Below are 25,273 nucleotides of genomic sequence, written 5' to 3' on the forward strand. Positions count from 1 at the left end.
CTTTTGCCAAAGCCGGCAATTAGCAGGAAAATATGCAGCGATTCAGTCGCTTTGAGGTTTTTCGATGGCACACTCCAATCCGCTGTTTGAGCGCACTCATATCCTGATCGGGGATGAGGGTATCGCCAGACTGCAGCAGTCGCATATTTTCCTGGCCGGCATGGGCGGTGTCGGGTCGTTTACCGCCGAAGCGCTGGCACGGATGGGCGTCGGCAAAATGACCCTGGTCGATCATGATGTGGTCTCCGGCTCTAATATGAACCGCCAGCTGGTCGCATTGAAATCGACGGTGGGTCTGCTCAAAGCCGAAGTCATGGAAAATCGCATCAAAGACATCAATCCTGACTGTGAAGTGGCGCTGATCACCGAATTCCTGACGCCGGACTCGATTCCTGACATCCTGGCTCGTGGCTATGATGTGGTCATCGATGCTATCGACAGCCTCAGCAGCAAAAGTGCCTTGCTGGAAACCGCCTGGCGTAATGAGATGAGCGTCTTCGCCAGCATGGGCGCCGGCGGCAAACTGGATCCGACCCAGGTTCGCACCGCCGATCTTATGGACACCAGTATGTGCAAACTGGCCAAGCACCTGCGCGCTCAGTTGCGCAAACGTGGTGTCGGTCGTGGCATTCAGACCGTCTACTCTACAGAGTCGCCCCTGCCACCGCTGCCCCCGGAACCGGTCAGTCGTGGCCGTGCCCGGGCCGTCAACGGAACGGTCAGCTATATGCCTTCTATTTTTGGCCTGACTCTGGCCGGCATGGTGATTAATCATATTGTCGGTGATGCCCGACGTGTCTGATCCCACCGATGTCATCAACTGTGAGCCGGCGATGCGCGATCGTCTGCATGACCTGCTCGACCGCTACGGTATTGAGATCGTAGAAGTCGGCCGTGATGACAATATCCCCGGCAGTTTTTTCGGTGAACGCGAAGCCGGTCTGATGGGGAATCAGCTTTACCTCCGGGATGACACACCGGTGCATTCCGCCCTGCATGAAGCCGGCCACTATATCTGTATGGACCCGACCCGGAGAGCGGCGCTGGATACCGATGCCGAAGGTGATTATGACGAAGAAAACGGTGTCTGTTTTCTGCAAATCCTGCTCGCCGGGTTTGTCGATAAAATAGGGCGCGCCCGTATGCTTCGTGATATGGATCGCTGGGGTTATACTTTTCGCCTTGGCAGCGCCAAAGCCTGGTTTGAGCACGATGCCGACGATGCCCGTGACTGGCTTATTCATCACGGCATTATTCATTTGTCGTTAGAACCTACCTGGCAATTGCGCCTTGGCTGACTGAGGACCTTACTTATAGGGTGTAAGGGTAACACCACCCATTACTCCGCTTACAATAACGATACTGACCTGCCGGGATGAAGCCAGCGCTGTAATCCAGTATGCTAGCCAGCATATTGATTAACACCTTTCAGGAGACCTTATGAGCGACAGTATTTCCTCACCGGTGACAGCCCTGCTGTCAGAGCTGGGCATCGACTACGAAGTGATCGAGATTCCTCTGACCGAGGACAAAAAACCGATTCGCAACCTGGAAGAACTACTGCGCAAAAAGGGCCACGATCCGCACTCCGTGGTGCGCAGCCTGCTGTTCAAAACCGGCTCTGATTCCTACGTTTTGCTGGCCGTGGCCGGTGGTGGTCGTGCTGACTGGGGCACGCTGCGTAAACATCTGGATGAAAAGAAACTGCGAATGGCCGAGTTTGATGAAGTGCCGGAAGCAACGGGTTATGTGGTGGGTGCTGTGCCTCCGCTGGCGCTGCCTGAAGATATCAAAGTCCTGCTCGATAACAGTGTCGACAGTTTTGATAATGTGGTGATTGGCAGTGGTGTGCTCGGTTACGCACTGGGCCTGAAAACAGCGGACCTGAAAAAGGCCATGGCCGGCGTTGAGCAGGGTCAGTTTATTAAAGCCTGAGCCGTTCCGAACTAACGATCACCGCTGTCAGTCTGAACAGTAACCTTGCCTGTATGGGGTGATCGTTATGTCCCTCCGCTTCGCCTTGCTTCCAAACCGCGCCATTCTCCTGTCGGTGCTGATTGCTGCCGTTATCTCAGTATCCCCTTTGCAGGCGCAAGACGATGCTATTCAGCTTGGTACCGGCGACCGCGCTGAACAAAGCAGTCGGCTGGGCACCTCAGATTCGGGAAACTCATCCAGCTCCCAGCGACAGTGGCGCGGTTCCGGTCACCATTCACATGGCATCAGCCACAGTGACCATCACTCCTACGGTATCAGTGGCCGACCTCATAACAAGCTCAGTCCCAAACCGGACAAATATCACGAAAAGCCACGTCATCATGATCGGCAGGACTACGGTGGTATCAGGGGGCATATTTCTTTCGGCTACAGTGACTCGCATCAGCGTTATCATCGCCGTCAAGACTCGATTCCCTACTCCGGTTTCCATTACCGGGATCACCAGGACACCCGGGTCATTTATGCCCCTGGTTATTATCGTGAACCGAACAATCTCAACAGCACACCGGCTATCACCAGCTACCGCGCATTACCCGCTGAAGACGAAGAACGCGCTTATGACAGCACGGTAGATCCCTGGTCGGCGCTGGCTGATTATCAAATCCACACGGCTCGATACGCATTTGAAGCCCAGGTGCAGCGTTCTCCACATGATGCCTTGCCGCGTGTCGGTCTGGCACTGAGCACGGCCCTGGCCGGTGATCTGGATGCCGGGATATTTGCAATGGAGGATGCTCTGCGTTCCGACACATCGGCACTCGGCTATTTTCAGGCTGATGAATCTTTGCAACTGGTGATTGAAGAACTGCTGCTTGATTACCGCGGCGAACCGCTGATGACCGCGTCGTTGCATTATCTCAACCGGGACTATGCTGCCGCCAGACAAGCTCTGGAAGTGGCCGCCAATTACTGTCAGCCCTGTCATGCCGTTGATAATCTTGATCGCCTGATTCAGCAGCAGATTTAAACGCTCAGCCATATAAAAAGCCGGACCCTCAAGAGAGAATCCGGCTTTCAGTCCTATCTGGCGAACTCCAGGTTCAGTTTTAATTCATCATTTGAATCACACGTTGACGAAGTGCGTCATCATTACGTACCGCTTTAGCGATAGAGGAATAAGTTTCCACATCAAGTCCTTTCGCTTGAACAGCCGCTGTCATCGTCTCACTGGCTTCCTGCTGCAGTTGCTGGGCTTTTTGAGGATCTTCAGTATTTTCCAGTTTTGCGCCATATTCTTCACGAATGAGTTCAAGATCCTGTTGAGCTGCAGCAAACTTTTTTAAATCAGCTTTTTCAAACTGGTAATTGGAAATTGGAGCCTCTGGTGCTTCTGCGCCTGGTGGTGTGCCATAAGACTCACCTGCAAAAGCCTGACTACTGAAACCAACGGCAAGTAATAATGGCAAGGTAATCGCTTTTAACTTCATTAAAGTTCTCCTTTTGTTAACAGAACTCAAGAAGTTGCCATATTCGTGCCAAACACATAAAAAACGATTTAAACACATTATTATCAATATCTTATCATCATAAAAAGCATTCATAGCCTTTGCTGCTGAAGCTTTGAAATACACGCCCTCATGTGTCAATATGAAACATGTATCATAAATAAACATATATAAATACGATGAAATTACCTTTCAGTGTCAACAACCTGAGACTGGTCCTTTTGCTTCAGGTCGCATTACCCGTACTCATGTTGCTTGCGGTCGTACTCATGATCAGCCTGTCAGTGGTCGGTGAATTCGTTGAAGAACGAATGCAGCGGGATTTGCGTCTCGTCACCAGAACCATCCACCTGCCTGTATCGCAAGCAGTCCAACGACGGGATCTGGCTCAGTTGCAGAACAGTATGACCTCGGTATTTTCCCAGGCAGAAGTCTATGGTGCCTACCTTTTCAATGCCGATGGTGAAAGACTGGTCAGTTTCGGCAAGGTCAATCCCACTCGACGCCAGGCGACTGAAGCGCTCAGGAAAGTTGATAACGGAGAATTTGCCCAGTACGAGCAGATCCGGGGACGGCCTGTATATTCTTTTTTTATGCCCATCTTTGATCAGTTGGGGCAACCTGACGGTTTTCTTCAGGTCACCCGGCGCCGCAGTGACATTGATGATGAACTGACCTCTCTCAGACGCAAGACCTGGGGTGGATTCATACTCGTTTCCATCGTCATTCTCGGCATAATCATTTTTGCCCATCAGCGGGCTATCGGTACACCACTCAGCCATTTGCTGAGCTCAATGAGAAAAGTCAGTGCCGGTAATCATAAGCATCGGACGACACCTCAGGGGCCACAGGAACTGAAACAGCTGGCCAGTGGGTTAAACGGTATGCTTGATGCCATCGAAGCGGCTGAAAAAAGAGAGGCATCACAGCGTCATGCTCGTGAAAAAATGGCAGAAAGATTACGCCATTCTGAAACTATGGCCGCCCTGGGACAGCTCTCTGCGGGTGTGGCACATGAATTGGGGGCACCATTGACCGTCGTTGACGGCCGTGCCAACCGCCTGCTTCGCAACAACACCGACCCTGAAATGAAACGTGAACTCACCACTATTCGGGAACAAGTGCAGCGGATGACTTCCATTGTCGAACAGTTGCTGAGTTTCGGACGCAGCTCTCGTACCAACAAGCAAGCATTGCAGATCAGCAAAGTAATTGAACAAGCCAGGACGGTGCTGGCAGAAGAAGGAAGAAATATCACTATTTCAGCTGGAAGCGAGGTGACATTAACGGCCGACCCTTTAAGCATTGAGCAGGGACTGGTTAACCTGATGCGCAATGCCTGCCAGGCCTGCCCTGAAGGTGAAGTCATCGTCAGCTGGGAAGTCGACACGGACAATCTGTATGTCCTGATTGACGATGCCGGCCCCGGTATTCCCGCATCCCAGTCCACAGAAGTATTCAAACCCTTTGTCAGCAGTAAACAGCCCGGTGAAGGCAGCGGCCTCGGTCTGGCGATAGTGAAAAGGATCATGCGTGAACACGATGGCGATATAACGCTCAGTCAAAGCCCGCTCGGCGGTGCCCGTTTCAAACTGCGTTTCCCGCTTCATTCTGACGGTGAAGCGCAATCATGATGCACGAGAACAACAAACAGCTTTTAGTAGTTGAAGATGATCATGCGCTCGCCGATCTCATCAGCGAGGAACTGGAAACCGAAGGCTGGACTGTCAGCGTCGTTCACGAACTGCAGGCCGCTTTTGAAAAACTTTCCGGCATGCTGCCGGCGATTATCGTCACTGATCTCAGATTGCCTGATGGTGATGGTATGTCACTGGTTGAGACTGTCATGCAAATGCCCGGCGTCGATGAACGTCCCGGCCTTATCGTGATCACCGCCTTCGGCAGTGTAAAACAAGCGGTTGCCGCCTTACATGCGGGCGCAGACGACTTTTTGACCAAACCACTGGATATGGAACATTTCCTGTTAACTGTCGAACGGGTTATGGAAGCCCGGCAAATCAAGGTGGAACTGAAACAGTTCCGCCAGCTCGGCAAACAGCAGCAGTTCTATGGCATGTTCGGACAAAGTGAGTCGATGCGTCACCTGTTTGAGCAAATCAAGGTCATTGCCAAGGCGCAGGGCCCGGTATTGATCCATGGCGAGAGCGGCACCGGCAAAGAACTGGTTGCCAAAGCCCTGCATGGTGAAAGTGAGCGTGCGGACGGTCCCTTTCTTGCCGTTAACTGTGCCGGTATTCCTTCCGATTTATTAGAAAGCGAGTTTTTCGGTCATGCCGCCGGTGCCTTTACCGGCGCAAGCAAAAAGCGCAAAGGTCTGATGCAACAGGCCCATGGCGGCAGCCTGCTACTGGATGAAATCGGTGAAATGCCTCTATCTTTGCAGGCCAAGTTGTTACGGGCGCTGGAAGATGGCTCGATTCGGCCTGTGGGTCAGGACACCGAAGAAAAAGTCGATGTCCGTATCATCGCGGCGACACATCGGGATCTTAAACAGAAAGTAGAAGATGGCAGCTTTCGTGAGGATTTATATTACCGGCTTGAGGCTTTCGGGCTGTCGATTCCCGCCCTGCGTGAACGCGAAGAGGATCAGGAATTGCTGGCACAGCTTTTCCTTCGCCAGATCGCTATCGAACGCGGAAGAAGTATCAAAGGCTTCGACGACAAAGCACTGGCATTAATCCGTGATTATGATTTCCCCGGTAATGTGCGTGAATTGCACAATGTTGTCGAGCGTGCGGTCGCGTTTTGTAATGAAGAATGGATAAGGGCACCACACCTGCCCGCCAGGTTGACCAGTGTCAGCAATCCGGACATTAGTGCCGCCAGTCAATCCGCCGCCATGCCCCATGAAGAGCAGGCACTGCTGAAAGGACCAGTCATGCCCAGCCTGCCGGAACTGCAACGCCGTTATGTCAGAATGGTGCTCGACACCGTGGATGGCAACAAACGCCGTGCTGCAGCCATTCTGGGCATTGGCCGTAAAACGCTCTACCGCTGGCTGGAAGAAGAGTGATAGACGAGCTTCACCGTTCTGAGGAAGCCCGTTCACACTGAGCCCAAGTTTTCTGGCTTGAGCTCAATATTGATGACGGCGATTACTCACCGTCATCAAAGTCACCTTTTTCTGTCGGGTTGTACTCGGCAGACTTGCTTGAACGTTCACCCGGCGCTTTCTTACCGGATTGAACTTCCGCATCCGCGGGCGCTGCATTTGCCCCTTCGTTAATCATTTTCACGTCATTGAGCATCTTCAACGGCATCGCCGGCGCATTGCCCTGCTTGTCTTCACCGAAATAGAGCGTGAGATGCGGGAATGGAATCTCGATACCCGCCGCATCCAGATGGCGTTTAACAAGACGATTATATTCACGTCCGATAGCCCATTGATTGCCTGGCAGGGTCTTGATGCGAACCCGGATATTAACCGAACTGTCGGCGAGTGCGGTGACACCATGCACTTCCAGCTCATCAGAAAGAATACTGGCACGAAGCTCATCATTTGCCAGTAATTCTTCAAAGGCTTCACGCAGTTTAATCACCACTTCGTCGGTATCTTCGCGGTAAGCCACGCCATATTCACCCACATGATAGGCAAACTCGCGCATGTAGTTGGATACGGTATCAACAGAAGAGAATGGAATCACATGATACGTGCCTGACAGATCACGCAGGCCCAGTGAGCGGATAGTCAGCTTCTCGGCGGTACCGGTCAGGCCACCGACCGTGACAATATCACCGGCGTTAATGGCATTCTCCATCTGGATAAACACACCGGTAATCACATCCTGCACCAGTTTCTGGGCACCAAAACCGATGGCCAGGCCTAAGACACCCGCACCAGCCAGCAACGGCCCGATATCAATACCGATCTCTGACAGCACAATCATCAGGGTCATAATAATAATGACGATAGCCGTGGCGTTACGGAAAATGGTCAGCAGGGTTTTTTCACGGGCACTCGGCTCACCGCCGCCCTGCTCGGGATCCAGACGATGTTCAATCCAGCTTGCCAGCGTCATCCAGAACAGCGAGGCAAAAGCCAGAATAAACAGCACGGAAATAATGGTAGACAGGAACTGTGTACCCGCAGAGGAAGCCAGCCAGACCGGCAGATTCACCACGCCCCAGGCATCAAGTACGGCACTGATGACCATCACCAGCACTATGCCTTTGAGCACTTTGCTGAACATCGGCACAAACTGGTTAAGTCGCTGCTCAAACGTTGACAGGCGCAGGCTGATGGCGGCCGGCACTTTGACACCGTTATCGAGCAGCATCTGAATCAGGGCAATAACCGCCATACCGATAAAGATAGCCAGCGCGGTTTGCAGTGTGGCCATCAGCAAGCCGGGTAGCGCCGTATCCGGCTCGATCAACAGCGATGCGCCCATCACCAGGAAGTAGGCAAAAGCCAGCCAGTGCCAGCATTTAGCCAGCACACCCAGAGTAACCTGAGTCATAGAGAAGTTGGCTTTGCGAGCCAACGCATTGAGCCCATCTTTGACCTTCTGTCGGTTCCTGGCAACCACAGTGAAGGCATAGCTGACCGCAATCATTACGATCACCAGATTGGTCAGATTGCCCAGGCTTTCCGACAACTGGTTGCTGACCAGTGGCACAACAAACAGCACACCGTAACCCACCAGACTTACCAGGCTGGATAAAAACAGGCTCCAGTACCGCGCAGTTTCAGCGCGCATCGGGAGTAAACGCAAAGCATCATCCCGACCAGCAAAGATGGCCCTGAGCAGAACCTTGAACAGCTCTACAGCAAGGAAAACATTCAGGAACAGGCTCTGGCTCACGCTGACTTCACCCATTTCACCGACAAACAGCAGCGCCACGGCATAACCAGCCAACCACGCCAGAATCACCACGACAACATCAGTGACCACACTGATCAGCACGGCAGTCGCCTTAACAACGATCGGATGAATACCATCTGCCCCCGCAGCCATATCGTCGGCCCGGCGAAACAATAGCCTCGCAATCGGTCGTAACAACCAGAAAGCCACAATGGTTGCGGCAATGACCAGGCTGAGTTTCACCAACAGGGTGAAAAAGTCCTTGATACTCTTACTCTCGCCGCTGACCAGTTCAGTCAATGCCGACCAGCTACCGGTCAAGGTACCGACAATGACCTGCACTGCGGACTGCGTTTTTTTAGCCACGTCGGTGGCGGCGTCTTCCTCGTTTTCCGCTTTGCCATCCTGCTGCTGAGCATTGTCTTGTGATTGTTCAGACTGTGCCTGCTGACCCTGATCAGACATCGACCTGAGCTCATCAATCAATTTTTCGCGACTGACCGGATCTGACAGCACATCGGCCAATGCCTGATATTTATCAACGGAACCTTCGCTTGCACTCTGTTCTGCTGCAAGCTGTGCCGCCCCAGCCTGAACTGGTCCGGAAGCCAACATCAGCCCTGTCAGAAACAGCAGACTGAGTGTGCTTAAAAAGCCTGGAATTGAATAGCGCAAGATGAACTCCCTGTTTGATTTTATTTAGGATTGCGTGAGACAAAATTGCTCACAACCTTACCAAGACAACTTTGTTAACTCAAATCGTGACGTGCATAACTCGATTTTGAAAAGCTGACTGTTTAAGATGGCCTGAGTTCATTTAGAAATCATGACGCCATGGATGAAAACACAATACAGAACCGCCTAGCGACCTTGTTCCAGATTATCCTGGTAGCCGGTGTTGTCGGTGCACTCTGGGATCAGGCCTGGTTCGATGCATTCATCATCAGTGGCATTTTCTTGATTACGCTGTTGCCCACGGTCTTTGCCAGAAAATTCGATGTTGTCATCCCGGCCGAGTTTCAACTGGTGACGATTATCTTTGTGTTTGCTTCGCTGTTTCTTGGTGAAGTGCATGGTTACTACTTCAAAATCTGGTGGTGGGATATCGCGCTTCACACTGTTTCCGGTTTTCTGCTTGGCATTGTGGGCTTCCTGCTGGTCTATGTGATGAACGAAACCGAGCGCGTCAGCCTCTATATGAAACCCGGTTTTATTGCCTTTTTTGCATTTTTATTCGCCCTCGGTGTCGGCGTTTTCTGGGAATTTTTCGAATACATCGCTGATAAAATATTCGACTTCACGATGCAGAAACCGGCCTTTGGTGACAGCACCGGCCTCACTGATACAATAACCGATTTGATGGTGGATGCCCTCGGTGCCATGGTGATCAGCCTGCTCGGCTATCGTTATCTCAAAAGCCATCCCACACAGGGCCTGATGCAACGCTGGATCAGGAAATTCATCAAAAACAACCCCCGCTTGTTCAAAAAAACACATCAACGCGGTTAACGGAAAATTTCATGGATTCAGATATTCGTCTTGGCTACGCTGGCCTGCTACGCCGGCATTTCGGTTTAATTGCTGCAGCCTGGCTGGCGGTCTTTACCGGCAACCTGGGCCAGAGCTTTTTTATTGGACTGTTTCAGTCGGATATCAGTCAGCACCTGAGCATCACGGCCGGTGAATTCGGCAGCATCTATGCTGCCATTACCATGACCAGCGGTTTTCTGGTTATGCACTTCGGCCCCAAAATCGATTGGATTGCCCCCAGACGCTATGCCCTGATAGTCCTGTCTGCGCTGATAACAGGCGTATTGATGCTGACCCTGTCACCGTGGTGGGGGCTCGCTATTTTCGGACTGGGTCTGCAACGTCTCTGTGGTCAGGGTCTGATGACCCATCTGGGTAGTACCCTGGCCGGCCGTGAATTTACTTTGAACCGGGGTAGGGCCCTGGGTCTTGTCAGCCTCGGCATGCCCTCCGGTGAAATCATTCTGCCACCGGTGATTGCCCTGCTTGTCTCCTGGCTGACTTGGCAGCAAATCTGGTGGAGTATTGCTGCCGTTTTACTGGTGATGTGGATTTTCCTTATCCTGTTCGTTGACTGGCCTGAAGCACCGAGAAAGAAAAAGAGCAAAAATGAACCGCAGGAAAAAGGCCCTTCGCCCATGCGTGAACGCCGCTTCTGGATGCTGATCCCGATGCTGATGGTATTGCCCATCACCCTAACCGGCATCTTTATCTACCAGGCGCAAATGACCGAAGATTTGGGGGCCACGGCCACCACCTATGCCCTCGCCCTGACCGGCCTCGGTATTTCCCGTTTCCCCGGCGCTTTATTAGGCGGCCGCTGGATTGATGAACTCGGTGTGACCACACTCGCCAAACTCTATCTGGTGCCTTTCGCCATCGCGCTGCTGGCGGCAGCGTTGATTGGCGGCAATATCGCCATCTGGATCATTATGCTCGGTGCCGGTACCGCACTGGGCATGTCCTCCCCCATCGGCGACAGCCTGCTGGTCAGGCTCTGGGGCCGGGAACACTTAGGTCAGGTTCGCTCTCTCAAATCCGCGTTTCTGGTGTTTTCCACCGGTCTCGCACCAGCCTTCCTCGGTTTTATGATCGATGCCGGTGTCCAGTTCCAGTCTATATTGCTCGGTATGCTGGTGTTTCTGGTGATCACCTGGATTATGGCGCAGGGTCCGATTCGTGAGGCACATCAGCAAGCGACGGAATGATCAGATTCAAACAAACAAGCTGAAAAGATCAACTTAAATGAAATATCTATCTACGCTTAAAACCGTTTTTCTCGCTTTCGCTTTGACTCAGGTGATGGCCTGCACCTCCACCACGATCCTGCCCGCCCCATCACAATCAGAAGACATCGCTATTCAGTTCACGGATGAAAGTCTCTCCGGATTTTTTGATTTGCCCGGCGGCGTGCATCGGGTGCCTGAGAGTCAGGTGATTATTTCGGGGCATCAGTCAAATAGCTGGGTTGGCTCGGTGCTCGGACCGATAGGTCTTTCTTTGCAAAGCGCCATTGATGCTGAAAATGCAGAATCCGCTATCAGCAATACTGAAGCGATGCTGCAGTTCAAGTTGACGGAGGCTGCCAATGCGATTGCTGATGAGTTAATCGCCCAACCCGAATTTGCCTATCACTATACGGACTACCAGACGCCACGCACGCCGGTATTGAACGTGAAAACAGCGGTGATTCTGACTTATCAGAATGAAACAGACGTTAAACCTTATGTCCTGCTGCAGGCTGCACTGAAAGATGCGAGAGCCAATACCGATATCTGGTGGACTCGTTATATTGCCTCCTCTGGGCCAGCCAGACCGTTTTCAGGTGAAAACGGCTGGGCGGCCAATGACGGGCAGGCTTTTGAAGACAACATTGCTCAAAACCTGGAAAAAGCCATCAAACTGATGATGACGGATGTCGCCACACCCTACCCCCGTTATTCCAGTGAGGTCATCACCGTTCAGGGCTTTTACCCTTATGTTCGCTATAAAATGCAGACCGTCGGCTACAAAATGGATGAAACCGACACCCATATCATTTATCAGCCTAAACTGGGCGATGCGATTGTGTTTTCCGGCGTGCATCTGATTGATAAATCCACGGTTGATATCCGTCCGACGCAGGAAGGTGATGCGGTTTATAAAATTCTTGAAGAAGAGGAAAACACAGAACAAAGTCAGACTGAGTGACGCAGTGAAATCCTGTTCCGGCGAGACCTGCCGCCCTTTTTGAAGCCAGGCAAACGGCATAAGTAGGCTTTTACCTAAAAATGTATTGACATTAGTTGAGATTGCGCGGATTATGTACTCAGCAAGAAATTAAAACCTCATTTACATTCTCCACTTCGTTGCATCTTTGTTGTTCTTCGTCCTGTAGTAATTTAAATCTCGGTCTGTTTCACGCTACACCTGCCCCTAGGGCAATTTTTAATTATCTACAGGATAAACATTATGTCTAACACAGTTACTGGTACCGTTAAGTGGTTTAACGAAACGAAAGGTTTTGGTTTCATCGAACAAGCTTCAGGCCCGGATGTATTCGCACATTACAGTGCAATCACCAGCTCAGGTTTTAAAACCCTGGCTGAAGGTCAAAAAGTTGAATTCACAGTCACCACTGGTCCTAAAGGTCCACAGGCTGAAAATATCGTCGCTCTGTAATAAGCAGCGCTGATATCTGAAAGAAGGCAAGCGATGAGCTTGCCTTTTTTTTGCCTTCAGTTTTATCACGCCAGCGATACCGCTTTAGGTCTTAGCTAAAACTCAAACAGCGGATGCCTGCTTAACGCTCAGGGCGAAGACGCCATCACGATATCGGACTTGGTGGAATCAATAATCGCCAGCAGTTCATTCGTCTCCTGCTCTGGCACCTGATGCCGTGCCAGCAAGTCTTTAAAAATCACCACCATTCTGGCCCACTCTCTTTCAGTGATATTCAGATGCGCATGGGCCGCTTTCATATTTCGTCCGTGGTACTCGCAAGGGCCGCCTGTAGCCTGACAAACCATCGCTGTCACCTGGTACTTGAGATACGGCTTGGGTACAGCCTGCCTGGCAGCATCTATCGCCGGGTTCTGGTTCAGTAAGGGATCGGGCACCAATTCATCCAGAAAGTCGCTGACGACCACCGTAATCGGCGCCAGCCCCCCCAGCCTGTCATAGAGTGAAGCCTGCTCTCCATCCACTGTTTCCGCGCGAAGCGTGGGTATCAGCATCATGCTCAGGACGAGTACGCTCAGCAATGCATTTTTAGTCTGGAATAGTTTCATGATTATTTCTCCCTGAATGCTAGGACAAAATGCCCTTAAATTCCGTTGTTAGATAGCTGTAATGACAGCGTGCAACAGCGGGAGACCTCACTGATTTGAGTTTAAATGAGTGAGGAAGGAAACAAACATCAAACCGCTTGATGTTTCAAATCCAACTATAACGCCAGTTATTGTTAACGAACAAGTAATCTCAACTTCACGGACTTCACAAGGTCCTATTAAACAGCGTATTTTGAACTGAAACCCTTTTGATTGCCTGGAGCGTGCATGCCCGAAGATCTGCATATAAAAATCCGTAACCTGGAAAAGCAGGACTACCCTCAACTCAAGGAGCTGATGGACCAGATTTATCAGGATATCGGCGGCTCCTGGCCCGAACATACGATCTTCAAACTGATTGATGACCTGCCCGAAGGTCAGATCTGCGTCGTCGACCACGACCGGATTATCGGTGTGGCGCTGGCCGTACAGGTAGATTATCAGCAGTTCAGCAACCCGCACACCTATGATGATTTGATTTCCAAACGCGAAACGATTCTGAATAACCCGAATGGGGACGCGCTCTACGGCCTGGATGTGCTGATTCACCCGGACTACCGCGGTTATCGTCTGGGCCGGCGTTTGTACGAAGCCCGAAAGGATCTTTGCCGCCAGCATAACCTGCGTGCGATTCTGGCCGGTGGCCGGATTCCCAATTATCACGAACATGCCGATGAAATGTCGCCGGCGGAATATTTCGAAGCTGTTAAAAACAAGCGTATTTACGACCCGATTCTGACTTTCCAGCTTTCCAATGATTTTCAGGTCACCCGGCTACTCAAGCAATACCTGCCCGAGGATGAGAAATCGCAGGGTTACGCGACCCTGCTGGAATGGCGCAATATTTTTTATGAGCCGGAAACCACGGTCATCGAAACCCGGAAAACACAGGTTCGTATCGGTGCCATTCAGTGGCAGATGCGCGAGGTGCATTCGGTGGAAGAATGCCTGAATCAGGTTGAATACTTTATCGATGCGCTGTCTAACTATAAAAGTGACTTTGCCCTGTTTCCGGAGTTTTTCAATGCGGCGTTGATGGGCCTCAGTCCCGATCAGCGTAATCAGACCGAGGCGATTCGTTTCCTGGCCGGTTATACCGAGCAATTCAAGAATGAAATGTCTCAGATGGCGGTGAGCTACAACATCAATGTCATCACCGGCTCGATGCCGCTGCTTGAAGATGATGTGTTGTATAACGTTACCTATCTTTGCCGCCGTGACGGCACCATTGAGATTCAGCGCAAACTGCATATTACGCCGCATGAACGCCGTGACTGGGTCATCGAGGGTGGAGACCAGTTGCAGGTATTCGACACCGACGCCGGTCGTATCGGCATTCTGATTTGCTATGACGTCGAGTTCCCGGAACTGGGTCGTATTCTGGCTGCGCAGGACATGGATATTCTGTTTGTGCCCTACTGGACCGATACCAAAAACGGCTATCTGCGGGTACGCAGTTGTGCCCAGGCACGGGCGATTGAAAACGAATGTTATGTCGTTATCTGCGGCAGTTGCGGCAACCTGCCCCAGGTCGAAAACCTGGACGTGCAGTATTCGCAGGCCGCCGTGTTTTCACCGTCGGACTTTTCCTATCCGCATGATGCGGTCATGGCCGAGACGACACCCAATACCGAGATGATCATGTTCTCGGATCTCGACCTCGACAAGCTGAAACTGACCCGCAGTGAAGGCTCGGTGAATAACCTCAAGGATCGCCGCCTGGAGCTTTATAGAGTGTCCTGGCTTAACAACCGTTCCCAACCTGAATAAGGGAGAGACAATGATGCCAGCAATCAGCAGTGCTTATTACATGGCTTTATGGGCCATTTTTCTGATTTTGCTTATCTGGCTGGTGCAATGGTTTATTGCCAGTTCCAGCAAAGCCCGTTATCCCGGCGCGATACCGGGTAAACTGCCTCCGGAGCTAAGCCATGAGTCCTTTGTGTTCAGGGCACACCGCACTTTTATGAATCCACTGGAAAACCTGCCGATCCTGCTGAGCACGGCCTTTCTGGCGATATTCGTTGGCGCGAGTCCGTTCTGGACCGGCGTATTGCTGTGGGTTTATGCGCTGGCTCGTTTGGGCCATATGATTTTGTATTATCAAATCGCCACTGAAAAGAACCCCAGCCCCCGAACCTTTTTCTTTATGCTGGGCTTTCTGGCCAATGTCGGCTTATTGCTGATGTGCGGGTTGACGCTGCTCTGACCTACGGAGTTCTTTATGGCTGATCGCTTTGATGACCTGCTGGCCGAGCTGAAAAATAACCGTGAGTCGGGCGCCACCTCTCTGGCCCTGCTTACCTTATCGGCGCTGAAAGATTATCTCGACGCCATGCCGGTGCAGTCTGCTGAGAAAATTGAAACTTTGTGTCAGGCATTAACAACCGCCCGGCCCAGCATGATCGCTCTGGGTAACGCATTACAGCGTTGGCAAAAGCGGCTGGAGGTGGCGGAGATTGATTTTAAACAGCAATATCTGACACAACTGGTCAAGGTTTATCAGCAACTGGCGGATGCGTCTGAGCAGGTGGCCGCGCACGCTGCCAATCTGCTCAAGCCGGGCATGACCGTGCTGACTCACAGTCGCAGTTCGCAGGTTATGGCTTTATTTGAACAGGCTCTGGAACAGCATCAGGACTTTAAGGTGATTGTCACGGTCAGTGCGCCGGGTAATGAAGGTCTGCTGGTCGCTTCGCAACTCAACCGTCTGGATGTCCCGGTCACACTTATCACTGATGCCGAGATGGGGCTGGTTATGCCGGAGGTGGATATCAATATCAGCGGCTGTGACAGCTGGCTGACCGATCATCACTTTGTGAACAAGACCGGCACGCTACTTCAGGCGCTGGCCGCCCAGCATTTCGGTAAGCCTTTCTGGGTGCTTGCTGACAGCTTTAAAAACAGTCATCAGACCAGTCACGAAGTCACATTGGAAGCCATGCCGGCTGATGAGCTGCCATTGCCCGAAGGTGAAAAGATTGCTGCAAAAAACGTCTATTTTGAGACGATTTCCACCCGTTTAGTTGCTGGCCGGGTCGATGAACACGGCTTGCAGGTGATGCAGCCCTAGCTGATTTCGTCAGAACGAGTGATACCACTTACCCCGACATCGCGAGTGATATCTCGTACTCGGTCATCGCAGGGCCCCAGATCATGGCGATCCAGTCCCTGCTTTTGGCTAACTACCAAACCTCAATGCCCGGAATTTAATCGAACGCCGGGCCTGGATTGCTTCGGCGTACACTCCTCGCAATGACGTGCTTTTTTCCCCGTCATCGTGAGGCCGCAGGCCGTGGCGATCCAGGCCCAGTGCTGAATAAAGCGTACTAGGCGAATCTGGCAAACCAGGGTTTGGTTTTTATCGCCAGTGCCACCAGCGACAGCATGACCGGAACTTCCACCAGCACACCCACCACGGTCGCAAGTGCCGCGCCGGACTGCAGACCAAACAGACTGATAGCCACTGCCACGGCCAGTTCAAAGAAATTGGACGTGCCAATCAGGGCGGCCGGTGCAGCGATATTAAATGGCACTTTCCACAGATAAGCCCAGCCATAGGCAATGACAAAGATGCCGTAGCTCTGAATCAGCAGCGGGATGGCAATCAATATAATCACCATCGGTTTGGCAAGAATCGTTTCGGCCTGAAAACCGAACAGCAACACTACGGTCGCCAGCAGCCCCAGAATTGACCAAGGTTTGACCTTGTTGGTGAATGCCGCAATTTCATGATGATCATTGCTTATATCCAGGGCCCGGCGGGTCAGATAACCAGCCAGCAAGGGGGTAACGACATAGAGTACGACCGACAGAAACAATGTTTCCCAAGGCACCAGAATCTCGGTAATACCGAGCAACAGCGCAGCGATCGGTGCAAAAGCAAACACCATAATGATGTCATTAATCGAAACCTGCACCAGCGTGTAATTGGCATCGCCTTTTACCAGTTGACTCCAGATAAAGACCATCGCGGTACAGGGGGCCACGCCCAGCAGAATCATGCCGGCGATGTATTCCTTGGCGGTTTGCGGATCGACCAGTCCGGCAAACAGATATTCAAAGAACAGAATACCCAGCCCGGCCATGGTGAAGGGCTTGACCAGCCAGTTCACTACCAGCGTCAGGCACAGCCCTTTGGGTCGTCTGCCGACATCCTTCAGCGAGGCAAAGTCGACATTGACCATCATCGGATAGATCATCAGCCAGATAAAGACTGCCACGACCAGATTCACACTGGCGTATTCCAGCCCCGCAATCAGCCCGAAGACGCCGGGAAACACCCAGCCGAGCGTGACACCGGCAATAATACCCAGCCCAATCCAGACTGACAGGTAACGTTCAAAAATCCCCATTGGTGAGGCGCTATCGCTCATGGTAACTCCTGTTCGATGCGTGTTTTCAGCATAAAGAAAGCTTCATCAAATGCGGCTTCAATGTCGGCTTCGCTGCCTTCGGCCTTTGCCGGATCCGGTGTGCTCCAGTGCAAACGCTGGTACTGGCCCTGAAAGACCGGACAGGTCTCATTGGCGGCAGCATCGCAGACCGTAATGACATAATCGAAATGCTGACCGGCAAAGTCATCCCAGGACTGGCTGCGAGGTTCGCCCGGGTCAATACCATGGCGTTTCAGGGTTTCAATCGATTTGGGATGGACGTAACCAGCAGGAAAACTGCCGGCGCTGACCGCTTGGTATTCCCCCTGCCTGAGTTGATTAATCAGCGCCTCAGCCATGACCGAGCGGCAGGAGTTACCAGTACATAACACCAGAACTTTTTTCATCAGCAGCATCCTGAACTATTGTTATCGGAAGGTTCACAGCACCCCGATGATGCCGGCACTACCGGAATCGACACCGGCGCACAGCAGGCACTGTCATCTGAAGCCGCCTTATCAGAAAATAACTGTGCATCGCCCATCGTCTGATAGGTCTCCCAGGCAATCCCCGCCGGGTCCTGCAGCCAGGATTTGTCAGATTCGGCATAGCAGCAGACCGTTTCACCTTCATCGAACATCGCGATATCGGCAGCACGCAATTGCTCACGCATGGAATCGAGTTCGGTCTCATCATCGACCTGGAAGCCGAGGTGATCGACACCCTGTTTTCCGCTTCGGGTAGAGATAGCAAAGTTAAGCCTGGGATCATCGAGCATCCACTTGGCGTAATCGGGCATCTGTTTACTCGGTGTAGCGCCGAACAGTGCTGAATAAAACTTAACACCTTCGGCGATATCTTTGACGCCGACATGAATATGCATTCGTTTCATTGTTGTGACTCCTGTTTTGACGGGGGGCAGCACGCTGATAATTCAATCACCGAGCAGCCGGTTTCGCTGTCTTCACTGATCCTTGCCATATCGCCGCTGCAACAGTCTTTCACCATAAAACCGATGAGCTCGCGCATGGTTTCAAAATTAGCTGAATAAATCACCGACCGGCCCTGTTTGCGTGAACTCACAATATCAGCGTTAGCCAGGTGATTCAGATGGAATGACAGCGTATTGTGCGGTGTCGCGAGCTGTTCACTGATGACACCTGCCGGCAGGCCTTCCGGACCGGCTTCCACCAGCAGACGAAAGGCGCGAAGCCTTGTCTCCTGAGACAAGGCATCAAATACAATCAGAGCTTGTTGTAATTCCATATGTCTATTTTTATGGACATATCATCAATATGTCAACAACTATCGACATATTTGATCGCTGATTGACACGGCATCGTCATGCTAAGCTGTGATTATCAAACGGATTAGCAGGAGAGGACGATGGACAAGACACTGGTAATAGGTGCCAATGGCCAGATTGGCAGACAACTGATTGGCATGATGGCGCTGGCCAATATGCCAGTCAAAGCCATGATTAGAAACAGTGAACATGCCCAGAAACTTGAGCAGCTGGGCGCCGAAATTATTCTTGCCGATTTAGAGCAGCCACTTCCCGATGAGGCATTCTCTGACTGTGACAAAGTGGTATTCACCGCCGGTTCCGGCGGTAAAACCGGTGCTGATAAAACCATTCTTATCGACCTCTGGGGGGCGGTAAAAGCGGTGGATATGGCGAAAAAACATAATATAAAACAATTTATTATGGTCAGTTCTCGCGATGCAGGTGATCCCGAAAACGGCACCCCGGCTATCAAGCACTACAACATCTGCAAGCATTTTGCCGATAAGCATCTGCTGGAAAGCGGTGTTCCCTTCACCATCCTGCGTCCCGGTCGTCTGACCGATGAGGCTGCCACCGGCATGATCACAACGACACGTCCGAGTGACCCCGACGCGATGACAATTACCCGTGCGGATGTCGCTGCCTGTATCCTGCAATGCCTGGATCATTCAGAGGCCATTAATCAGGTCGATGAAATTTACAATGGCGATATGCCGATTGCTGAAGCCTTTATCAAAGCAGTAAAAGGCCGTCTCGGCTAGGCCCGACAAGACAAGAAAGGATATGAGTCATGGACGCAGTAAATAAACTGGCGGTTGTTATTGATGCGGATAATGCGCAACCGGGCATCGTCAGCGAGTTACTGGCTGAAATCGCCAACTACGGTATTGCCAGTGTCAAAAGAATCTATGGTGACTGGACCTCGGCCGGATTAACCGGTTGGAAAGAAGTGCTGCTGGAACACTCGATTCAGCCAATACAGCAGTTTGCCTATACCAAGGGCAAAAACGCTACCGACAGCGCGATGATTATCGACGCCATGGATTTACTCTACACCGGTAACTTCGATGGCTTTTGTATCGTCTCCAGCGATAGCGACTTCACCCGGCTTGCTTCGAGGATTCGGGAATCCGGGCTCACCGTCTACGGCTTTGGTGAACAGAAAACACCGTCCCCTTTCGTGTCGGCCTGTGACAAATTCATTTTCACCGAGGTACTGAGACGGGCGACCGACGAGAGTCCGGCCATCAAAGCCAAGTCAAGAAACCAGCTGCGTCAGGACAGTAAGCTGGTTCACTTGTTGAGAAGTGCCTGTGAATCCTCATCCGATGATACCGGCTGGGCGGGACTGGGCGCTGTCGGCAGCAATATCGCCAAACAGGCTCCGGAGTTTGATCCGCGCAACTATGGCTACAAAAAGCTTGGTGAACTCGTTGCAGCTACCGAGCTGTTTGAACTCGAAGAAAGACAGGCAGGTGACTCTAACGGCAGGGCTCTCTATATCAGAGATAAACGCTGGAGCGAGAATGGCTGAAGCCTGTTTACCCTCTCTTTCCACCCTGTCTGCGCGCAGAGCGGACGCCACTGGTGAGCGGTTTCAGAAATAGGAAGACCGCCGGTGACCGCCTTCATTGAGGATCTTTATCAAAACCAGTCCCGCCAGATTCTGGCTACCCTGATCCGGCTGCTCGGCGACTTTGATTTAGCCGAAGAAGCCATGCAGGATGCCTTTGCGCTCGCCATGCAAAAGTGGCCGGAGCAAGGTGTGCCGGACAACCCCCGGGCCTGGTTGATTTCGACGGGTCGCTTCAGGGCCATAGATCAGCTGAGGAAACAGGCGCGTTTTGCTCACAATCTTGATACCGTCGCCGATGAAATAGCAGCCGAAGAAGTGGATCTGGATGAGGCGGAAATTGAAGATGATCAGCTTCGACTGATCTTCACCTGCTGCCATCCGGCACTGGCTGTTGAAGCGCAACTGGCACTGACTTTACGCGAAGTCTGCGGTATGAGCACGGAAGAAGTGGCCCGTGCTTTTCTGCTCAAACCTGCCACCGTGGCGCAACGGATTGTGCGCGCCAAAAATAAAATTCGGGCTGCCCGCATTCCCTATGAAGTCCCTGCTCCGGCTCAACAAGCCGAACGTCTGCAGGTGGTTCTGCACGTTATATACCTCGTCTTTAATGAAGGTTATTCGGCTTCCAGCGGAGAACGCCTGACCCGCAACGATCTTTGTGATGAGGCCATCCGTCTCGCCCGTCTTTTGCTCAAATTATTAGCTGATGCTGAAGTGCGGGGCTTACTGGCGCTGCTGTTACTGCAGGACTCACGAAAACTTGCCCGCAGTGATGATCAGGGTGACCTCATCCTGTTGCAGGATCAGGACCGCAGCCTGTGGGATCAGAAGCAAATCAGGGAAGGCTGTGAGATTGTCATGACAGCCTTATCCTCGCCACAGTTCGGTCCCTTCACTTTGCAGGCGGCTATCGCAGCGGTGCATGCCGAAGCGCCCTCCTTTGAACAGACCGACTGGGCCCAGATCGTGGGCTTGTACAACGCCTTGATGCAACAGGCACCCAGTCCGGTAGTGGCGCTGAACCAGGCCGTGGCTGTAGCAATGTATCAAGGCGCTGAAGTCGGTCTGGCGCGGATAGACAGGCTACTGGCCCAGGGGGAATTGCAGGACTATCATCTGGCTTATGCCGCCCGGGCAGATTTGTGTCGTCGGCTTAACCGCATTGATGAGGCAAGATCCGCCTATCAGCACGCCCTCAGCCTGACTCAGCAAGGTCCGGAACAACGCTTTCTGCAACGGCGATTGAGTGAGCTGGCATCCTCATTCGATCAGTGATTTTCATAGCCGGGTCGCAGAAATCAGTCATTCAAACCTCCATACTCAATGGTCAGTGAAGCCTGTTTAACCGCTTTTGCGGAAACCACAAAACAAACTGATTCGCTACTTTGAAAATATTTTTTCTGAGACTGTCGATCTCGCTGTTCCCCGTTCGACTACTTCATGTACAGCCACTTGAACAAGGAGAACAATATGAATACCCATACTGCTTTACCTCCCCAAATCGAAGCCTGGGCCCGTGACGTCATCTCGCAGGATGTCGACAAAATCATGAGTCATTATGCCGACGAGATACGCGCTTTTGATGCCGTTGGTGAACTGGAATTTAAAGATCGTGACAACTACAGAGCGCACTGGCAGCGCTGCCTGGCCCACTGCACGATGACCAAGTTTGAAATTGACAGGGTCAAGATGGAAGTCAGCGGCGATCTGGCGGTTTGCAGCTTTCTCAACCACTGCGGCGGCAAAGATGAAAATGGCAATGAAGGCAGCAGCTGGATGCGGGCTACCCAGATCTATAAAAACACGGGAGGTGGATGGCGCATCATCCATGAACATTTTTCGTTGCCGATGAGCATGGAAACCTGCCAGCTGCAGATGGATCTGGTACCTCAGGACTGATTAAAAGGAGTTAAAGATGAAATTCATGATCATACGAAAAGCTGACAGCAGTACTGAAGCGGGCATCATGCCCAGTCAGGAACTGCTGTCCACGATGGGTGACTACAATGCGGCGATGGCAGAAGCCGGCGTACTGGTCACCGGTGAAGGCCTGAAGCCCAGTGACAAGGCCAGCCGGATAAGCTTCAGTAATGGTCAACCCGTGGTAACCGATGGTCCTTTTACTGAAACCCGGGAAATCATTGCCGGCTATACGATGATTCAGACGACGACCCGCGACGAAGCGCTGGAATGGGTCAAACGCTGGCCGGAAGACGACGTCGAACTGGAACTGCGCGAAGTATTCGAACTCAGTGATTTTGAACCCGGTGACGGCTTGCAGAAACATGTCGACCTCACGGAGAAACTGCAAAAACGTCCCGGCACAGTTTGTAATTACCTGCTGTTTAATGGCAATTGCCGCGAAGCTTTCGAATTTTATGCCGACCTGCTGGGCGGCGATATCGTGATGAGTTTGACCGGTGCCGAATCGCCGATCAAGGATGAAATATCTGACCTCATGCAGGATAAAGTCATGCATGTCTGTCTCAGCATCGGCAACTGGCTGCTGATGGGATCGGACTGTCCGCCGGAGCTGTTTGAAAAACCGCAGGGATTCCATGTGCAAATCGGCATTGATGATCCGCTGCAGGCCGAACACACCTTCCAGCGTCTGGCTGAAGGCGGCACGGTGCTGATGCCATTCGAGAAAACCTTCTGGGCCGAAAAATTCGGCATGGTTGTCGATCGCTTCGGTACGCCCTGGATGATTAACTGTGGACAATGTATTCAAGGATAAGCTTATGAAATATCTGGCACTGGTTTTTTATCAGGAAAATATCATGCAGCAGATGTCACAGCAGGAATGGGATGCGCTGAACCGCGAATGCATAGCCTGCGGTGACAAGCTGCGCGACAGCGGCCATATGCTGGGTGGTAATGCGCTGCAACCCACTGAGACCGCGACCACGGTCCGGGTGCGGGACGGCAAGCTCACTGTCAGTGACGGGCCATTTGCCGAAACCAAGGAACAGCTGGCCGGCTATTATCTGCTGGAAGCCAAAGATATCAATGAGGCTATCAGTCTGGCCGGCCATATCCCGCCTGCACGCTATGGCAGCATCGAAATACGCCCGATCCGCGAACTACAGGAAAATGCCAATATCGCCGGTGGGCAGGGAGGCTGAGATGAATAAAATTACCCCCTGTTTATGGTTCAGCAATAATGCCGAACAGGCCGTCCGCTTTTACCTGTCCGTGTTCGGCGGGGAAGAAGTTGACCGCGTGTATTACAACAGCTCGGGACCGGGACCGGCCGGTTCTGTATTGTCGATAAACTTTCGTCTTCACGGGCAGGACTTTATCGCGCTGAATGGCGGTGCGGAGGTTGAGTTCAATCACGCACTGTCTTTGCTGGTGAACTGCGAGGACCAGAGTGAAATCGACATGCTGTGGGACAGCTTATCGGCCAATGGCGGCCAGACACTGCAGTGCGGCTGGGTTCAGGATAAGTTCGGTGTCTGCTGGCAAATCGTGCCCCGAAGTCTGGACCGCATGCTGCAGAATACAGATCGGGCACCGGCGGTTATGACGGCACTGCTGAAGATGAACAAACTGGATTTAGCGGTCCTGAATGCTGCCTATCAGGCTTAGTGCCGCATAAGAATGCCCTGCCCCACAGCCTTACCAGTATTTCTCGATGCTGATTTGCCCCGGATCGCGGCGTGAGTGCTTTTTCAAGCCGCGCTGGTCAATTAACAGTGCCATCGTATCCTGAATCATTGCCGGGTTGCCGCAGAGCATCACCTGACTGTCGGCCGGTGAAATTTCCAGCCCGGCACGGTGTTCCAGACGACCATCTTCTATGGTCTGTGGAATACGGCCAGACAAAGCAAAATCGCAGTCTTCACGGCTGACAATGGGGATGTAGATAAAGGCTTCCGGATGCGCCGCCTGGGCAGCGGCGATAGTTTCCTGGTAGGTCAGCTCATTCTGGAAGCGTACGGAATGCACCAGCACCACCTTCTTGAACTGGCGCCAGATTTCTGTGGTTTTGATAATCGACAGGAAAGGACCGATACCGGTGCCGGTGGCCAGCAGGTAGAGATGATGCGCTTCCGGAATCTGGTCCGGCGTCAGCAGACCCGCGGCTTTGGGTGCGACCTTGATATCATCGCCGGGCTGCAGGTGCGCCAGCCGCGTGGACAATACACCCTCCGGCACTTCAATGAAATAAAAATCCAGGGGATGCTCGTCCGGGGCATTGACCAGGGAAAAGGGCCGGCTAATCAATTCGCCGTCGATATCCAGAGCGAGCCGGGTAAACTGACCGGCCTTGAACTTGGGAAAGTCCGCCTGAACCCGCAAGGAATGCAGGCGATCATTCCATTGCTTGTTTTCCACTACTTTTGCATCGAGCCAATCGGTCATATTCCCTCCGGAACGGTTTCACAGCAATCATCTCTGTCTCTCATGGTACTATCAATCGACCTCTTAAACGAATCACGGTGATGCTATAAGGACAGTGTATGACTGAGTTGTCGATTTTGCCTGCCAGCGAGACCGATATGGATGCGATTTGTCTGTTGCTGAATCAACTTTTCTCGCAGGAAGCCGATTTTGCCGCCGACAAGACAAAGCAAATGCGGGCGGTAACTGAAATTCTGAGTCAGCCGGACTCGGGCCAAATCCTGATTCTCAGAAAAGACGGGCAGGTAGCGGGCATGGTCAGTCTGCTCTATCTGATTTCTACCGCCATGGGCGGCAAAGTCGCCCTGCTTGAAGATATGATTATCGCTGAGGGCTATCGTGGTCGGGGTCTGGGGCAAGAGCTTCTGACCGCCGCAATAGATTTCGCCCGCCAGCAGGGTTGTCTCCGCATCACGCTTTTAACTGATGCTGATAATGATCGGGCGCAACAGTTTTACCAAAAGCACGGTTTCAGCCACTCGGCGATGGTACCGATGCGACGGATATTTGAGGACTGAG

At 52.2% G+C, this 25,273-nt stretch carries 29 protein-coding genes; 21 read left to right on the forward strand and 8 right to left on the reverse strand.

All coding sequences use genetic code 11. The features are described from left to right. Positions 1 to 64: 64 nt before the first annotated feature. From FH755_RS02110 to FH755_RS02125, 4 genes are all read left to right on the forward strand, one after another. Entirely contained in the window at positions 65 to 802 is a 738-nt protein-coding gene (locus tag FH755_RS02110; protein WP_292438193.1) for a tRNA threonylcarbamoyladenosine dehydratase, read from the forward strand. Then, positions 795 to 1,298: a hypothetical protein gene (locus tag FH755_RS02115; RefSeq protein WP_292438195.1), complete on the forward strand. Its 504-nt coding sequence runs from the start codon at positions 795 to 797 to the stop codon at positions 1,296 to 1,298. The genes FH755_RS02110 and FH755_RS02115 overlap by 8 nt, the downstream gene beginning before the upstream one ends. Positions 1,299 to 1,440: 142 nt before the next feature. Further along, positions 1,441 to 1,935: an aminoacyl-tRNA deacylase gene (locus FH755_RS02120; RefSeq protein ID WP_292438197.1), complete on the forward strand. Its 495-nt coding sequence runs from the start codon at positions 1,441 to 1,443 to the stop codon at positions 1,933 to 1,935. Between the two features lie 67 nt (positions 1,936 to 2,002). Continuing rightward, positions 2,003 to 2,965, forward strand: coding sequence for a hypothetical protein (locus FH755_RS02125; RefSeq protein ID WP_292438199.1), 963 nt, complete (start codon positions 2,003 to 2,005; stop codon positions 2,963 to 2,965). A 79-nt stretch (positions 2,966 to 3,044) separates the two neighbouring features. Here FH755_RS02125 and FH755_RS02130 read toward each other — a convergent pair whose 3' ends face one another. Beyond that, positions 3,045 to 3,425 carry a DUF4168 domain-containing protein gene (locus tag FH755_RS02130; RefSeq protein WP_292438201.1) on the reverse strand — a complete coding sequence of 127 codons (381 nt, stop codon included), beginning with the start codon at positions 3,423 to 3,425 and terminating at the stop codon, positions 3,045 to 3,047. 197 nt (positions 3,426 to 3,622) lie between these two features. On the opposite strand from FH755_RS02130, the gene FH755_RS02135 reads away from it, so the two are divergent. Both FH755_RS02135 and FH755_RS02140 read left to right on the forward strand, forming a co-directional pair. After that, positions 3,623 to 5,077: a HAMP domain-containing sensor histidine kinase gene (locus tag FH755_RS02135; RefSeq protein WP_292438203.1), complete on the forward strand. Its 1,455-nt coding sequence runs from the start codon at positions 3,623 to 3,625 to the stop codon at positions 5,075 to 5,077. Beyond that, complete coding sequence (locus FH755_RS02140; protein ID WP_292438205.1) at positions 5,074 to 6,477, forward strand: sigma-54 dependent transcriptional regulator; 1,404 nt, start codon at positions 5,074 to 5,076, stop codon at positions 6,475 to 6,477. The genes FH755_RS02135 and FH755_RS02140 overlap by 4 nt, the downstream gene beginning before the upstream one ends. Positions 6,478 to 6,559: 82 nt before the next feature. Here the strand turns inward: FH755_RS02140 and FH755_RS02145 are convergent, their stop codons facing one another. Beyond that, positions 6,560 to 8,944: a mechanosensitive ion channel domain-containing protein gene (locus FH755_RS02145; protein WP_292438207.1), complete on the reverse strand. Its 2,385-nt coding sequence runs from the start codon at positions 8,942 to 8,944 to the stop codon at positions 6,560 to 6,562. A 159-nt stretch (positions 8,945 to 9,103) separates the two neighbouring features. Here FH755_RS02145 and FH755_RS02150 point away from each other — a divergent pair, with 159 nt between their 5' ends. The 4 genes from FH755_RS02150 to FH755_RS02165 all read left to right on the forward strand — a co-directional run bounded on the left by FH755_RS02150 (position 9,104) and on the right by FH755_RS02165 (position 12,460). Further along, positions 9,104 to 9,778: a hypothetical protein gene (locus tag FH755_RS02150; RefSeq protein WP_292438209.1), complete on the forward strand. Its 675-nt coding sequence runs from the start codon at positions 9,104 to 9,106 to the stop codon at positions 9,776 to 9,778. A gap of 11 nt (positions 9,779 to 9,789) precedes the next feature. Beyond that, positions 9,790 to 11,007: an MFS transporter gene (locus tag FH755_RS02155; RefSeq protein ID WP_292438210.1), complete on the forward strand. Its 1,218-nt coding sequence runs from the start codon at positions 9,790 to 9,792 to the stop codon at positions 11,005 to 11,007. Between the two features lie 37 nt (positions 11,008 to 11,044). Next, positions 11,045 to 11,989 carry a hypothetical protein gene (locus FH755_RS02160; protein WP_292438212.1) on the forward strand — a complete coding sequence of 315 codons (945 nt, stop codon included), beginning with the start codon at positions 11,045 to 11,047 and terminating at the stop codon, positions 11,987 to 11,989. 261 nt (positions 11,990 to 12,250) lie between these two features. Further along, positions 12,251 to 12,460 (forward strand): cold-shock protein, encoded by a 210-nt coding sequence (locus FH755_RS02165; RefSeq protein WP_292438213.1) that lies wholly within the window; start codon positions 12,251 to 12,253, stop codon positions 12,458 to 12,460. A gap of 128 nt (positions 12,461 to 12,588) precedes the next feature. Here FH755_RS02165 and FH755_RS02170 read toward each other — a convergent pair whose 3' ends face one another. Continuing rightward, a complete protein-coding gene (locus tag FH755_RS02170) occupies positions 12,589 to 13,068 on the reverse strand; it encodes a group 1 truncated hemoglobin (protein ID WP_292438215.1) in 480 nt (159 codons plus the stop codon). 267 nt (positions 13,069 to 13,335) lie between these two features. Between FH755_RS02170 and FH755_RS02175 the strand changes: the two genes are divergently transcribed. Genes FH755_RS02175 through FH755_RS02185 form a run of 3 tightly spaced genes read left to right on the forward strand, consistent with a single transcriptional unit; the run spans position 13,336 to position 16,180 of the window. Then, positions 13,336 to 14,877 carry a bifunctional GNAT family N-acetyltransferase/carbon-nitrogen hydrolase family protein gene (locus FH755_RS02175; protein WP_292438217.1) on the forward strand — a complete coding sequence of 514 codons (1,542 nt, stop codon included), beginning with the start codon at positions 13,336 to 13,338 and terminating at the stop codon, positions 14,875 to 14,877. Between the two features lie 10 nt (positions 14,878 to 14,887). Continuing rightward, positions 14,888 to 15,316, forward strand: a complete 429-nt coding sequence (locus FH755_RS02180) for an MAPEG family protein (protein ID WP_292438219.1) — start codon at positions 14,888 to 14,890, stop codon at positions 15,314 to 15,316. A gap of 15 nt (positions 15,317 to 15,331) precedes the next feature. Next, a complete protein-coding gene (locus tag FH755_RS02185; protein ID WP_292438221.1) occupies positions 15,332 to 16,180 on the forward strand; it encodes a hypothetical protein in 849 nt (282 codons plus the stop codon). 256 nt (positions 16,181 to 16,436) lie between these two features. Here FH755_RS02185 and arsB read toward each other — a convergent pair whose 3' ends face one another. From arsB to FH755_RS02205, 4 genes are read right to left on the reverse strand one after another with little or no spacing between them, the layout of a single operon-like run. Continuing rightward, positions 16,437 to 17,462, reverse strand: a complete 1,026-nt coding sequence (gene arsB, locus FH755_RS02190) for an ACR3 family arsenite efflux transporter (RefSeq protein WP_292438348.1) — start codon at positions 17,460 to 17,462, stop codon at positions 16,437 to 16,439. 17 nt (positions 17,463 to 17,479) lie between these two features. After that, positions 17,480 to 17,890 carry an arsenate reductase ArsC gene (locus tag FH755_RS02195; protein ID WP_292438222.1) on the reverse strand — a complete coding sequence of 137 codons (411 nt, stop codon included), beginning with the start codon at positions 17,888 to 17,890 and terminating at the stop codon, positions 17,480 to 17,482. Next, positions 17,890 to 18,375 carry an ArsI/CadI family heavy metal resistance metalloenzyme gene (locus FH755_RS02200; protein WP_292438224.1) on the reverse strand — a complete coding sequence of 162 codons (486 nt, stop codon included), beginning with the start codon at positions 18,373 to 18,375 and terminating at the stop codon, positions 17,890 to 17,892. Before FH755_RS02200 ends, FH755_RS02195 begins: the two co-directional genes overlap by 1 nt. Continuing rightward, positions 18,372 to 18,749 carry a helix-turn-helix transcriptional regulator gene (locus FH755_RS02205; protein WP_292438225.1) on the reverse strand — a complete coding sequence of 126 codons (378 nt, stop codon included), beginning with the start codon at positions 18,747 to 18,749 and terminating at the stop codon, positions 18,372 to 18,374. The genes FH755_RS02200 and FH755_RS02205 overlap by 4 nt, the downstream gene beginning before the upstream one ends. Before the next feature lie 120 nt (positions 18,750 to 18,869). Here FH755_RS02205 and FH755_RS02210 point away from each other — a divergent pair, with 120 nt between their 5' ends. The 7 genes from FH755_RS02210 (at position 18,870) to FH755_RS02240 (ending at position 23,938) form a co-directional block, all read left to right on the forward strand. Then, positions 18,870 to 19,532 (forward strand): SDR family oxidoreductase, encoded by a 663-nt coding sequence (locus tag FH755_RS02210; protein WP_292438227.1) that lies wholly within the window; start codon positions 18,870 to 18,872, stop codon positions 19,530 to 19,532. A gap of 29 nt (positions 19,533 to 19,561) precedes the next feature. Continuing rightward, complete coding sequence (locus tag FH755_RS02215) at positions 19,562 to 20,305, forward strand: NYN domain-containing protein (protein WP_292438229.1); 744 nt, start codon at positions 19,562 to 19,564, stop codon at positions 20,303 to 20,305. A gap of 84 nt (positions 20,306 to 20,389) precedes the next feature. Further along, positions 20,390 to 21,622 carry an RNA polymerase sigma factor gene (locus FH755_RS02220; RefSeq protein ID WP_292438231.1) on the forward strand — a complete coding sequence of 411 codons (1,233 nt, stop codon included), beginning with the start codon at positions 20,390 to 20,392 and terminating at the stop codon, positions 21,620 to 21,622. Positions 21,623 to 21,817: 195 nt separating this feature from the next. Continuing rightward, the gene (locus FH755_RS02225) at positions 21,818 to 22,246 is read left to right on the forward strand and encodes a nuclear transport factor 2 family protein (protein WP_292438233.1); all 429 of its coding nucleotides are present in this window, start codon (positions 21,818 to 21,820) and stop codon (positions 22,244 to 22,246) included. A gap of 16 nt (positions 22,247 to 22,262) precedes the next feature. After that, the gene (locus tag FH755_RS02230; RefSeq protein ID WP_292438235.1) at positions 22,263 to 23,084 is read left to right on the forward strand and encodes a YciI family protein; all 822 of its coding nucleotides are present in this window, start codon (positions 22,263 to 22,265) and stop codon (positions 23,082 to 23,084) included. A 4-nt stretch (positions 23,085 to 23,088) separates the two neighbouring features. Next, positions 23,089 to 23,472 carry a YciI family protein gene (locus FH755_RS02235; RefSeq protein WP_292438237.1) on the forward strand — a complete coding sequence of 128 codons (384 nt, stop codon included), beginning with the start codon at positions 23,089 to 23,091 and terminating at the stop codon, positions 23,470 to 23,472. A 1-nt stretch (position 23,473) separates the two neighbouring features. After that, the gene (locus tag FH755_RS02240) at positions 23,474 to 23,938 is read left to right on the forward strand and encodes a VOC family protein (protein ID WP_292438239.1); all 465 of its coding nucleotides are present in this window, start codon (positions 23,474 to 23,476) and stop codon (positions 23,936 to 23,938) included. Between the two features lie 30 nt (positions 23,939 to 23,968). On the opposite strand, the gene FH755_RS02245 is transcribed toward FH755_RS02240, so the two are convergent. After that, positions 23,969 to 24,715 (reverse strand): ferredoxin--NADP reductase, encoded by a 747-nt coding sequence (locus FH755_RS02245; RefSeq protein ID WP_292438241.1) that lies wholly within the window; start codon positions 24,713 to 24,715, stop codon positions 23,969 to 23,971. Positions 24,716 to 24,813: 98 nt separating this feature from the next. Between FH755_RS02245 and FH755_RS02250 the strand changes: the two genes are divergently transcribed. Next, positions 24,814 to 25,272 carry a GNAT family N-acetyltransferase gene (locus tag FH755_RS02250; protein ID WP_292438243.1) on the forward strand — a complete coding sequence of 153 codons (459 nt, stop codon included), beginning with the start codon at positions 24,814 to 24,816 and terminating at the stop codon, positions 25,270 to 25,272. Position 25,273 lies beyond the last annotated feature (1 nt).

Source organism: Methylophaga sp., from assembly GCF_009711715.1.
Taxonomy (GTDB): Bacteria; Pseudomonadota; Gammaproteobacteria; order Nitrosococcales; family Methylophagaceae; genus Methylophaga.

Coding starts and splice junctions, on each gene's coding strand:
- FH755_RS02200 (WP_292438224.1), bottom strand. CDS start 18,375: ATGAAACGAATGCATATTCATGTCGGCGTCAAAGATATCGCCGAAGGT.
- FH755_RS02160 (WP_292438212.1), top strand. CDS start 11,045: ATGAAATATCTATCTACGCTTAAAACCGTTTTTCTCGCTTTCGCTTTG.
- FH755_RS02240 (WP_292438239.1), top strand. CDS start 23,474: ATGAATAAAATTACCCCCTGTTTATGGTTCAGCAATAATGCCGAACAG.
- FH755_RS02205 (WP_292438225.1), bottom strand. CDS start 18,749: ATGGAATTACAACAAGCTCTGATTGTATTTGATGCCTTGTCTCAGGAG.
- FH755_RS02235 (WP_292438237.1), top strand. CDS start 23,089: ATGAAATATCTGGCACTGGTTTTTTATCAGGAAAATATCATGCAGCAG.
- FH755_RS02175 (WP_292438217.1), top strand. CDS start 13,336: ATGCCCGAAGATCTGCATATAAAAATCCGTAACCTGGAAAAGCAGGAC.
- FH755_RS02170 (WP_292438215.1), bottom strand. CDS start 13,068: ATGAAACTATTCCAGACTAAAAATGCATTGCTGAGCGTACTCGTCCTG.
- FH755_RS02230 (WP_292438235.1), top strand. CDS start 22,263: ATGAAATTCATGATCATACGAAAAGCTGACAGCAGTACTGAAGCGGGC.
- FH755_RS02185 (WP_292438221.1), top strand. CDS start 15,332: ATGGCTGATCGCTTTGATGACCTGCTGGCCGAGCTGAAAAATAACCGT.
- FH755_RS02195 (WP_292438222.1), bottom strand. CDS start 17,890: ATGAAAAAAGTTCTGGTGTTATGTACTGGTAACTCCTGCCGCTCGGTC.
- FH755_RS02180 (WP_292438219.1), top strand. CDS start 14,888: ATGATGCCAGCAATCAGCAGTGCTTATTACATGGCTTTATGGGCCATT.
- FH755_RS02155 (WP_292438210.1), top strand. CDS start 9,790: ATGGATTCAGATATTCGTCTTGGCTACGCTGGCCTGCTACGCCGGCAT.
- FH755_RS02125 (WP_292438199.1), top strand. CDS start 2,003: ATGTCCCTCCGCTTCGCCTTGCTTCCAAACCGCGCCATTCTCCTGTCG.
- FH755_RS02150 (WP_292438209.1), top strand. CDS start 9,104: ATGGATGAAAACACAATACAGAACCGCCTAGCGACCTTGTTCCAGATT.
- FH755_RS02110 (WP_292438193.1), top strand. CDS start 65: ATGGCACACTCCAATCCGCTGTTTGAGCGCACTCATATCCTGATCGGG.
- FH755_RS02165 (WP_292438213.1), top strand. CDS start 12,251: ATGTCTAACACAGTTACTGGTACCGTTAAGTGGTTTAACGAAACGAAA.
- FH755_RS02250 (WP_292438243.1), top strand. CDS start 24,814: ATGACTGAGTTGTCGATTTTGCCTGCCAGCGAGACCGATATGGATGCG.
- FH755_RS02225 (WP_292438233.1), top strand. CDS start 21,818: ATGAATACCCATACTGCTTTACCTCCCCAAATCGAAGCCTGGGCCCGT.
- FH755_RS02135 (WP_292438203.1), top strand. CDS start 3,623: ATGAAATTACCTTTCAGTGTCAACAACCTGAGACTGGTCCTTTTGCTT.
- FH755_RS02245 (WP_292438241.1), bottom strand. CDS start 24,715: ATGACCGATTGGCTCGATGCAAAAGTAGTGGAAAACAAGCAATGGAAT.
- FH755_RS02120 (WP_292438197.1), top strand. CDS start 1,441: ATGAGCGACAGTATTTCCTCACCGGTGACAGCCCTGCTGTCAGAGCTG.
- FH755_RS02130 (WP_292438201.1), bottom strand. CDS start 3,425: ATGAAGTTAAAAGCGATTACCTTGCCATTATTACTTGCCGTTGGTTTC.
- FH755_RS02210 (WP_292438227.1), top strand. CDS start 18,870: ATGGACAAGACACTGGTAATAGGTGCCAATGGCCAGATTGGCAGACAA.
- arsB (WP_292438348.1), bottom strand. CDS start 17,462: ATGGGGATTTTTGAACGTTACCTGTCAGTCTGGATTGGGCTGGGTATT.
- FH755_RS02140 (WP_292438205.1), top strand. CDS start 5,074: ATGATGCACGAGAACAACAAACAGCTTTTAGTAGTTGAAGATGATCAT.
- FH755_RS02215 (WP_292438229.1), top strand. CDS start 19,562: ATGGACGCAGTAAATAAACTGGCGGTTGTTATTGATGCGGATAATGCG.